Genomic DNA, 8,718 nt, shown 5'->3' with positions numbered 1-8,718 from the left:
GACACGCGGCGGTTGGCGGACAGTTTCCCGGCGGTGGACTACTTCGAGGAGGCGCGTCTGCCGTTCGTCGTGGGCGTGAACGGCTTCGACGGGCAGTACCCGCACGCCGAGGAGGAGGTGCGGGAGGCGATGACGCTGGCGCCGCACATCCCGATCGTCCGCACCGACGCCCGTGACCGCGAATCGGTCAAAAGCACTCTCATCACGCTGGTCGAGCACGCGCTCACCATGCGGGTCGCCGTACCCGGCTCCAACCTTCACCAGGGTCGCGTCTGACCGACCGGGCCCTGCCGCGGGTGGCCCCGGCGGCGCTCGCGCGACCCCATGGAAACTCCTCGCAGGGCTCGGGCTTTCCATGGGGCCCGGGAACGGCTCAGCGGGACAGTCAGCGGGGCAGGGCCTCGATCAGGCTCGCCCCGGCGGGCAGCGGCAGAATGCGGGAGAGCGTGAAGCCGGCCTCGCCGAGCAGCCGGGTGAACTCACTCGTCGTGCGCTCCATCCCGCCGTTCGTCAGGGCGAGCATGCGCATGTCGAGGTCCTTGCCGATGTGCGGTGTGGCGTCGTCCGGCAGCACCATCTCCAGAAGCAGCAGCCGGGCGTGGCCGGGCATCGCCTTCCGCACGTTGCCGAGGATGCGCAGGCTGTCCTCGTCGCTCCAGTTGTGGATGACGCTGGCCAGCAGATAGAGGTCGGCGCCGGCGGGCACGCTCTCGAAGAAGTCGCCGCCCTCGAACTCGCATCGGTCGGCGAGGCCCCGCGCGGTCATGGCCGCCCTGCCGTTCTCCACCACGTGCGCGATGTCGAAGAGCACGCCGCGCATGTCCGGGTGTCGTTCGAGCACCGCCGCCAGCAGGTGCCCGGTCCCCCCGGCGATGTCCACGAACGTCTTCACGCCGGTGAAGTCGTAGGTGGTGGCCGGGGCGGCCTCCAGCGGCGCCGCCCGGATGGCCATGTACTCGTTGAACAGGCGGGCGGCCTCGGGGCGCTCCTGGAGGTAGCCGTACAGGGGGCCGAACCGCGCGATGAAGGCGGACCGCCCGTCCCGCACGGTCTGCGCCAGGTTGCCCATGGCGTACCAGTAGCCGGGCTCGGCCGCCATGCGCAGGGCCGAGCGCATGCTGCCGGGCACGCCGTCGCGCAGCGTCTGGCCCTCCTCGGTCAGCTCGTACGTCTCCGGGGCGACGGAGCGGACCACGCCGATCGTCTCGAGTTCCCGCAGCAGGCGCGCGAGGGAGGGCTCGTGCGCGTCGCACGCCTTGGCGAGCTCCGGAACGCCCATGGGGCCGGAGGCCAGGTGTTCGGCGCAGTCCAGTTCGGCCATCGCGGCGAGGGCGGCGAACCGGGAGAGCCCGACGATGGCGTCCCACGCGGGGCCGGTGGAGTCGATCAATGCTTCTCCAGAACATTCGAGGTGGAGGAGCCGCCCCGGACCAGGCGGCCCACTTCGGCACGCAGCCGGACGAACGCGTCCAGCTGCCGCGTCGCGATCTGGTCGCGCGATTCGCCCAGGCCGACCGGCAGGTCGGCGGCGACGCGGGCGGGCGACCGGGTGAGGACGACCACCCGGTCGCCGACGTAGACGCTCTCGTCGATGTCGTGCGTGATGAGCAGGGTCGTCATGCCGTGATGCGCGCAGACCCGCAGCACCAGGTCTTCCAGGTCCTCGCGGGTCTGCGCGTCCACCGAGCCGAAGGGCTCGTCCATCAGCAGCAGGGACGGACGGTAGGCGAGAGCGCGGGCGATGGACACCCGCTGCTGCATTCCGCCGGACATCTCCCAGGGATACTTCTCCGCGGCGTCGGCCAGCCCGACCTGGTCGAGCGCGGCCATCGCCGCCTCCCTGCGGCGCTGCCGGTCCAGCCCGCGGCGGCGCAGCGGCAGCGCCACGTTGTTCGCGGCGGTCATCCAGGGGTAGAGCGAACGGCTGTAGTCCTGGAAGACGACGGCCAGGTTGTCGGGGATGCGGTCGACGGGCTTCCCGCCGATCAGCACCCGGCCACCGGTGGGGCGGATGAGACCGGCGACGGATCGCAGCAGGGTGGACTTGCCGCAGCCGGAAGGGCCCACGACGCAGACGAGCTCGCCCTCGGCGGCGCGGATGCTCACCCCGTCGAGAACGCGATGCGAGCCGTACGAGTGGACCAGATCGGTGATCTCGAGCACGATGCCTTCCTAGGTGGTCTGCCTGGCGTTCCTGTGCCAGGCGAGAACGCGCCGTTCCATCAGCAGGAACGCGGAGTTGAGCAGATATCCGAGGAGGCCGAGCACCACCAGGCAGCCCCACATGTCGGTGTAGAGGTAGGTGCGCTGCGCGGTCAGCAGCCGGTAGCCGAGGCCGCCTGAGCCGGCGAGGATCTCGGCGATGATCAGCAGGATCAGGGCCAGCGAGAGGGCCAGCCGCAGACCGGCGAAGATCTTGGGCATCGCGGCGGGAATGATCACTCTGGTGAGCCGCTCGGTCGTCGTGAATCCGAAGATGCGGGCGGTCTCCAGGTGCTGCCGGTCCACCGTACGGGTGCCGTCGATCGTGTTGAGGAGGATCGGCCAGATGATCCCGAACACGATCGTCGTGAGCTGCGCCGGCGTGCTCAGCTTCAGCAGGGCGAGGAAGAAGGGCACCAGCAGCGGCGGGGGCACGGCCCGGCCGAGGTGGATCAGCGGGTCGAGATAGCCGGCCAGGCGGGGGGAGCAGCCGATGGCGATTCCGGCGGCCACTCCGATGACCGCGGCCAGCGCCCACCCGGCGAACAGGCGGGCGAGGCTGGGGCCGAAGTCGTCCAGCGCCTGATCGGTCAGCAGGAGATGGGTGGCCGGGCCCGACAGCCACATCTCGCCCATCCGGGCCAGCGTCGCCGACGGGGGAGGGAAGAACGGCTGCTCGGCGGCGCGCGTGGCGATCTCCCAGATCACCAGCGTCACCGGAATCAGCCAGACACGGCCGACGGCTCTGATCACGTTCATCGGGCGGCTCCGGTGCGTACGTCGTGCCAGCGGAACAGCCTGCGTTCCACCGCGACCAGGGCGGTGTTGGACAGGACGCCGAACAGGCCGGCCCACAGGGCCGCGCCGAGCATCAGGTCCATCCGGTTGCCGCTCGCGGCCTCCGTGATGTAGATCCCGATCCCTTCCGATCCTCCGGCGAGCAGCTCCGCGCTGACCACGAGGATGACGGCGGTGCCGGCGGCGACGCGGATCCCGGTCGCGATGAACGGCGCCGCGCTGGGCAGCGCCACCCGGAGCAGCACGGACACCGGACCGAACCCGAAGCTGCGCAGGGTCTCCTTGGCGAGCGGGTCGACGTCCTGAAGCGCGTAGATCGTGTTGATGACGATGGGCCAGGACGCCGCGTAGACGACGACGGCCACTCTGAGATGCAGGTTGTCAGCGAAGATCAGAATCGCGAGCGGGATGATGGCGACCGAGGGAATGGGCCGCAGGAATTCGATCAGCGGCCGTACGGCCCGTTCCACGGGCGGCAGTGCCCCGAGCGCGAGCCCGGCCGGGACCGCCACCGCCACGGTCAGCAGCAGCCCGAGCCCCCACGCGGCGAGCGAGGCCCGCGCGTCGACGAGGAACTCCTGATCGACGAGCAGCTCCGCCGCGCCGCGAAGGATCGCGGACATCCGCGGCAGGAACCGGTCGTCGATCAGGCCGGTCGCGCCGACGACCTCGGCCGCGGCGAGGAACCCCGCGACGCCCGCGACGCCGCGGAGGACTCGTGCGTGTTTCATAGCAGGTGAGGGATCTCCGTCAGTTCGCCGGCGGCGGCAGGATCATCGACTTCACGTCGAGATCGTTCTTGATGTAGCCGTACTCCTTCATCAGGTCGGCCACACGCTGAAGGCGGCTCTCGCTGAGGGAGGTCGGGTAGGAGCCCAGCGAGATGACGGCCGCGGTGGCGGCGTCGATCTTCGTGTACTTGGGCAGCGTCTCCTCGACGATCTTGCGGTCCTTCGCGACGAGCTCCTGCGCCTTGCCGAGCGCCCGCTGGAACGCGGCGATCGCCTTCGGATATTTGCTCGCAGTGGCGTCGGTGGTGAACCAGCCGGCGATGGGAAGATTTTCGGTCGGACCGGTCATCTCGTCGACGATGATTCGGCCGCCCGCTTTCGATATCACGGTGATGAACGGCTCGACCCCCGCAATGGCGTCCACCTGGCCGTTTTCCAGGGCGGCGGGCATGTCGGGGAACGCCTTCTCCACGAACTGGTCCTGGGTCGCGGTCACCCCCGCGACCTTCATCTGCACCTCGGCGGTCAGCTGGCTGACGCTCTTGAGCACGTTGACCGCTATGGTCTTTCCCTTGAGGTCTGCGACCGTTTTGATCGGGGAGTCCTTTTTGACCATAATGACGAAAGCGCCGGGGGCGGCGCCGTAACTGTCCGCGACATACTTGAACTTCCCGGCGCCCTTGTCCTGGGCGAGGAAAGTGCCGACGTAGGCGCCGAGCGAGATGTCGAGGCTCCCGCCCAGCAGCTTCTGGGTGGCGACGGCGCCGCCGGCGACCACCTCGGGCTGGACCTCCAGGCCCTCCGCCTTGAAGAACCCTCTCTCGATCGCCACCTGTAATGGCGCGCTGTCCGGCACCGGGATGGTGCCCACCTTCAGCGTCGTCTTCTCCAGTCCGTTGCCCGAGGAAGAGGAGGACGTCGTGTCGGAGTTGCCGCAAGCGGAAGCGGTGAGCGCCAGAACGGCCGTGATGCCGACGGCGAGAGTACGCCTTATAAGCCCCATGGAAGCTCCTTGTCTGGAGTGTTGAGGTGGCCGCCCGGCGGGTGATCCCGCATAGACGGCGACGGGCGAGAGCGTACAGGAGCCGTACGGATTAGATGTGTTTGAGTCACGATTGTAGTCAAATTTAGTGCTAAATCACCTTCTGTCATCTTTTGGAATTACGGCCAGGGGGTTGGACCGGTTCCACGAGGGGAGATGTCGAACATTCCATGTCCGATATCGCCTTTCCCCAGCTTGTGGCCGTCCGATGGATTCGAGTTTAGGGTCGGACAAAACCTTGGACCGCTCCAATATCCCAAGCTCTTTGTCTATCTCGACGCCTTATGCTCAAATTGCCCGGTGATGTGGGGCTCCCGCATTAGAGCGACCCCGGAGCCTTATCCCCCCTGAGATTCAGCGCGAGAGGTTGCGCCAGTGAGGACAGCAACGATCGAGAGCGGTCGCCGCGCCGAGCCTGAACCGGTCGCCGAGCCCGCCGGCGGCGCGTCCTCGGTGGACGGCGGGCCGCCCGAAGCGCCCGCGACCGGCAACTCGATGCAGCTGAAGAACTGGCGGGTGCGCACCCGGCTCGTCGCGCTGGTCGTGCTGCCCACCGTGGTCGCGGTCCTGCTCGGCGGCCTGCGGGTGGCGAGCTCGATATCCAGCGCCGCCGAGTATCAGCGGGTGCGCGAGGCGGTCGAGCTCGTCGGCAACGTCGGCGTGCTCCTCCACGAGGTGCAGCTGGAGCGGGACCTGTCGATCAAGTACGTCGCGTCCGGCCGCCGTGACCGCGACCTGCTCGCGACCGTGAAGAACCAGCACGCCGCCGTGAACGCCGCCGTGCAGCAGTTGCGCGTCCGGGCCGGAACGAGCGGGGACGCGCTGGGCGGACTCGGCCGCGAGGACCTGTCGCGGGCCCTGGCCCGTCTCACGGACCTGACCGCGTTCCGGAAGATCGTGCTCGAGTCGCAGCTCCCGCCGCTGCGCGGCATCGACAACTACCGGCTCGTCACCGACGACCTGCTGAGGCTGTACGACGCGGCGGGCCAGGGCGTTCCGGACGAAGGGCTGTCCGCGAGCATCAAGGCGCTCGCGGCGCTCGCGCGGGCCAAGGAGGCGGTGTCGGAGCAGCGCGCGCTGCTCGCCCTGGGACTGGCCCAGCAGCGGCTCGACCCGGCCGAGCTCGACGCCTTCACCGGCGCGGCGGCGCGGGAGCAGAGCGAGCTGGCGGCCTTCGCCGCCGTGGCCACCACCGACGAGCGGCAGCTCTACAACGACACGGTCACCGACCAGAAGGTGGACCGCGCGAGGTTCTTCATCGACCGGGCGCTCTACCTCGTCCGCGCCGGGCTGCTCATCCGCAACGTCGGCGGCAGGGGAGGCGACGCCGACCGCTGGTTCGACGCGATCAGCGAGCAGGCCGACCTCATGCGCGACGTGATGTCCGGGCTGACCAAGTCGATCGTCACCCGGAGCGACGCCCTGCAGAGCTCCGACCGCAACGTGGCCATCGTCAGCATCACGATGGTCGTCATCGTCCTGCTGCTGGTCCTGCTCATCACCGCCGTCATGGCGCGCTCGCTCGTACGGCCGCTGCGGCGGCTGCGCAGCGAGGCGCTGGAGGTCGCCGGGCACCGCCTGCCCGCCATGGTGCAGCGGCTGCGCGAGTCGGAGGCCGACACCGCGGGGCAGGTCAAGGTGCAGCCGATCGGCGTCGCGTCCGCCGACGAGATCGGTGAGGTCGCGCGGGCCTTCGACGAGGTCCACCGCGAGGCGATCCGGCTGGCGGGTGACGAGGCCCGGCTGCGGAGCAACGTCAACGCGATGTTCGTGAACCTGTCGCGCCGCACCCAGACCCTCGTGGAGCGCCAGATCACCCTGATCGACGGTCTGGAGCAGGGCGAGCAGGACGAGAAGCGGCTCGCCGACCTGTTCAAGCTCGACCACCTGGCGACCCGCATGCGCCGCAACAGTGAGAACCTGCTGGTTCTCGCCGGGCAGGAGCCCGCACGCCGCTGGAGCCGGCCCGTCGAGATCACCGACGTCATCCGGGCGTCGCTGTCGGAGGTCGAGGGCTACGAGCGGGTGGTGCTGAACTTCCCCTCGGACGTCTCGATCGCCGGCCAGTCCGTCAACGACGTCATCCACCTGCTCGCGGAGCTGGTGGAGAACGCGCTGGCGTTCTCGGCCCGCGACACCCGCGTGGTGGTGTCGGGCAACCGGATCGACGGCGGGGGCGTGATGATCTCCGTCACCGACTCCGGCATCGGCATGACGTCGGAGGAGATCGCCCAGGCCAACTGGCGGCTGGCGAACCCGCCGGTGGTGGACGTGTCGGTGTCGCGCCGGATGGGCCTGTTCGTGGTCGGCCGTCTCGCCGCCCGCAACGGCATCAGAGTCCAGCTCAGGCCGCACGACGGAGGCGGGCTGACCGCCATGGTCCTGCTGCCGGAGACGATCATGGGCAGTCCGTCGCAGCCGGAGCCCTCCTACGCCGGCGCGTTCGCCCCTTCCTGGAGCCCGCGGCAGGCCGAGCAGGGGAAGGCCCAGCAGGGCATCGGAGGCGGCTGGGGTCGTCCGCAGCTCCCGGCCTCCGGGGTCGCCGCGCCGTCGCTCCACGATCCGCTCACGCGCATGCGCAACAGGTCCGGCATGGACGAAGCGGCGACCGGGCCTCTGCCGACGGTGACCGGGCCCGTGCCGACGCCGTTCGGCTCGACGACCGGCCCGGTCGCCATCCCCGGGCCGGTGCACGGCGCCCCCGTACAGCAGGGCGGCGTGCGTCAGAACGGAACGCAGACGGGACCGCAGACCGGGCCACAGACGGGACCGCAGTCCGAGGAGTATCTGCCGATCTTCGCCTCCGTCGAGTCCGCCTGGTTCCGCCGCACTCCCGCGGCCGACACCGGATCGGGCTGGCAGAACGTCTCACCCGTGGACGCCGGGTGGCAGGCCGCGGCGGCGGCCACCGAGAAGCCCGCCTCGGACGGCACGACCTCCTCGGGTCTGCCCAAGCGGGTGCCGAAGGCCAACCTGGTGCCCGGCTCGGCCGATCCGGCCGCGGCACCCGCGGCGCCCGCCCCCTCGCAGCCGCCGCTCCTGTCGCCCGACCGGGCCCGCAGCCGGCTGGCGAGCCTGCAGCAGGGCGTACGGCAGGGCCGTGCGGTGGCCAGAGGCGAACTGAGTGAGGACGAGGGCTACCCGACCACGAAAGGGGACGGCGCATGAGTGAGTTGAGCCAGGGCGCACGCGGCCTGAACTGGCTGATCGATGATTTCGTGAGTTCCGTGCCCGGTGTGGCGCACTCCGTGGTCGTCTCCGCGGACGGGTTGCCTCTCGCGTACTCGCACGGGTTCCCGAAGGACCGGGCGGATCAGCTGGCGGCGGTGGCGGCCGGGTTGATCAGCTTGACGCAGGGTGCGTCGCGGGTGTTCGAGGGTGGCCCGGTGACGCAGACGGTGGTGGAGATGCAGCGGGGGCTGTTGCTGATCATGTCGATCAGTGACGGGTCCTGTCTGGCGGTGCTGGCGGCTGCCGACTCGGATCTGGGTCTGGTGGCCTATCAGATGACGTTGCTGGTCGAGCGGGCGGGTCAGGTGCTGACTCCTGCGGTCCGCGCCGAGCTCCAAGCCATGTCGTATCCCCGGAGGTGACCGGATGGATCCGTGGGGACAGCCGCCGGGTGGTGCGGACCCGTGGGGTCAGCAACCCGGCGAGGACCCGTGGGGGCCGCAGCCGGGCCGATCGGCTCCCGAGGAGCCCGCGTCTCCGGTGCGCCCGTTCACTGTCACCGGCGGGCGTACGACGCCTCGCATGCAGCTCGCGCTGGAGGCGCTGGTCTCCTCCGCCACGACCACGCACTACGACCTGTCCACAAGGCCACCGGAACATCGGGCCATCGCCTCACTGTGCCGTCAGGTGCGGTCGGTGGCCGAGGTGTCGGCGTTGCTGCGGATTCCGCTGGGTGTGGTTCGCGTGGTGATCGCGGACATGGCGGCGGAGGGG

Annotated in this window: 8 protein-coding genes and 1 pseudogene; 4 read left to right on the top strand and 5 right to left on the bottom strand. The window is 69.9% G+C overall.

Going from position 1 to position 8,718, the window contains the following annotated elements:
• Window positions 1-276: pseudogene (locus tag FLV34_RS38145) on the top strand (ATP/GTP-binding protein); the annotation flags it as partial.
• A 109-nt stretch (window positions 277-385) separates the two neighbouring features.
• Here the strand turns inward: FLV34_RS38145 and FLV34_RS38140 are convergent.
• Genes FLV34_RS38140 through FLV34_RS38120 form a run of 5 tightly spaced genes read right to left on the bottom strand, consistent with a single transcriptional unit; the run spans window position 386 to window position 4,734 of the window.
• Window positions 386-1,390: a methyltransferase gene (locus FLV34_RS38140; RefSeq protein ID WP_261986067.1), complete on the bottom strand. Its 1,005-nt coding sequence runs from the start codon at window positions 1,388-1,390 to the stop codon at window positions 386-388.
• Window positions 1,387-2,163 carry an ABC transporter ATP-binding protein gene (locus tag FLV34_RS38135; RefSeq protein ID WP_142652661.1) on the bottom strand — a complete coding sequence of 259 codons (777 nt, stop codon included), beginning with the start codon at window positions 2,161-2,163 and terminating at the stop codon, window positions 1,387-1,389. The genes FLV34_RS38140 and FLV34_RS38135 overlap by 4 nt, the downstream gene beginning before the upstream one ends.
• A 9-nt stretch (window positions 2,164-2,172) precedes the next feature.
• On the bottom strand, window positions 2,173-2,961 hold the full coding sequence (locus FLV34_RS38130) for an ABC transporter permease (protein WP_142652662.1): 789 nt from the start codon (window positions 2,959-2,961) through the stop codon (window positions 2,173-2,175).
• A complete protein-coding gene (locus FLV34_RS38125; protein ID WP_147945472.1) occupies window positions 2,958-3,731 on the bottom strand; it encodes an ABC transporter permease in 774 nt (257 codons plus the stop codon). Before FLV34_RS38125 ends, FLV34_RS38130 begins: the two co-directional genes overlap by 4 nt.
• Window positions 3,732-3,750: 19 nt before the next feature.
• Window positions 3,751-4,734, bottom strand: a complete 984-nt coding sequence (locus FLV34_RS38120) for an ABC transporter substrate-binding protein (protein ID WP_240972261.1) — start codon at window positions 4,732-4,734, stop codon at window positions 3,751-3,753.
• Between the two features lie 414 nt (window positions 4,735-5,148).
• Between FLV34_RS38120 and FLV34_RS38115 the strand changes: the two genes are divergently transcribed.
• The 3 genes from FLV34_RS38115 to FLV34_RS38105 all read left to right on the top strand — a co-directional run.
• Window positions 5,149-7,941 (top strand): nitrate- and nitrite sensing domain-containing protein, encoded by a 2,793-nt coding sequence (locus FLV34_RS38115; protein WP_260617568.1) that lies wholly within the window; start codon window positions 5,149-5,151, stop codon window positions 7,939-7,941.
• Entirely contained in the window at window positions 7,938-8,366 is a 429-nt protein-coding gene (locus FLV34_RS38110; RefSeq protein ID WP_147945471.1) for a roadblock/LC7 domain-containing protein, read from the top strand. The genes FLV34_RS38115 and FLV34_RS38110 overlap by 4 nt, the downstream gene beginning before the upstream one ends.
• 118 nt (window positions 8,367-8,484) lie before the next feature.
• On the top strand, window positions 8,485-8,718 hold a 234-nt coding region (locus FLV34_RS38105), incomplete at its 3' end, for a DUF742 domain-containing protein (protein WP_315985230.1).

It is taken from the genome of Microbispora sp. CSR-4 (assembly GCF_008033685.1).
GTDB lineage: Bacteria > Actinomycetota > Actinomycetes > Streptosporangiales > Streptosporangiaceae > Microbispora.
The sequence above is the reverse complement of the archived record's forward strand: the minus strand, read 5'-3'. Positions and strand labels throughout refer to the sequence as shown.

What these genes read in the sequence shown, in the direction of transcription:
- FLV34_RS38130 (WP_142652662.1), bottom strand. Translation starts at nt 2,961, where the DNA reads ATGAACGTGATCAGAGCCGTCGGCCGTGTCTGGCTGATTCCGGTGACG.
- FLV34_RS38125 (WP_147945472.1), bottom strand. Translation starts at nt 3,731, where the DNA reads ATGAAACACGCACGAGTCCTCCGCGGCGTCGCGGGCGTCGCGGGGTTC.
- FLV34_RS38110 (WP_147945471.1), top strand. Translation starts at nt 7,938, where the DNA reads ATGAGTGAGTTGAGCCAGGGCGCACGCGGCCTGAACTGGCTGATCGAT.
- FLV34_RS38120 (WP_240972261.1), bottom strand. Translation starts at nt 4,734, where the DNA reads ATGGGGCTTATAAGGCGTACTCTCGCCGTCGGCATCACGGCCGTTCTG.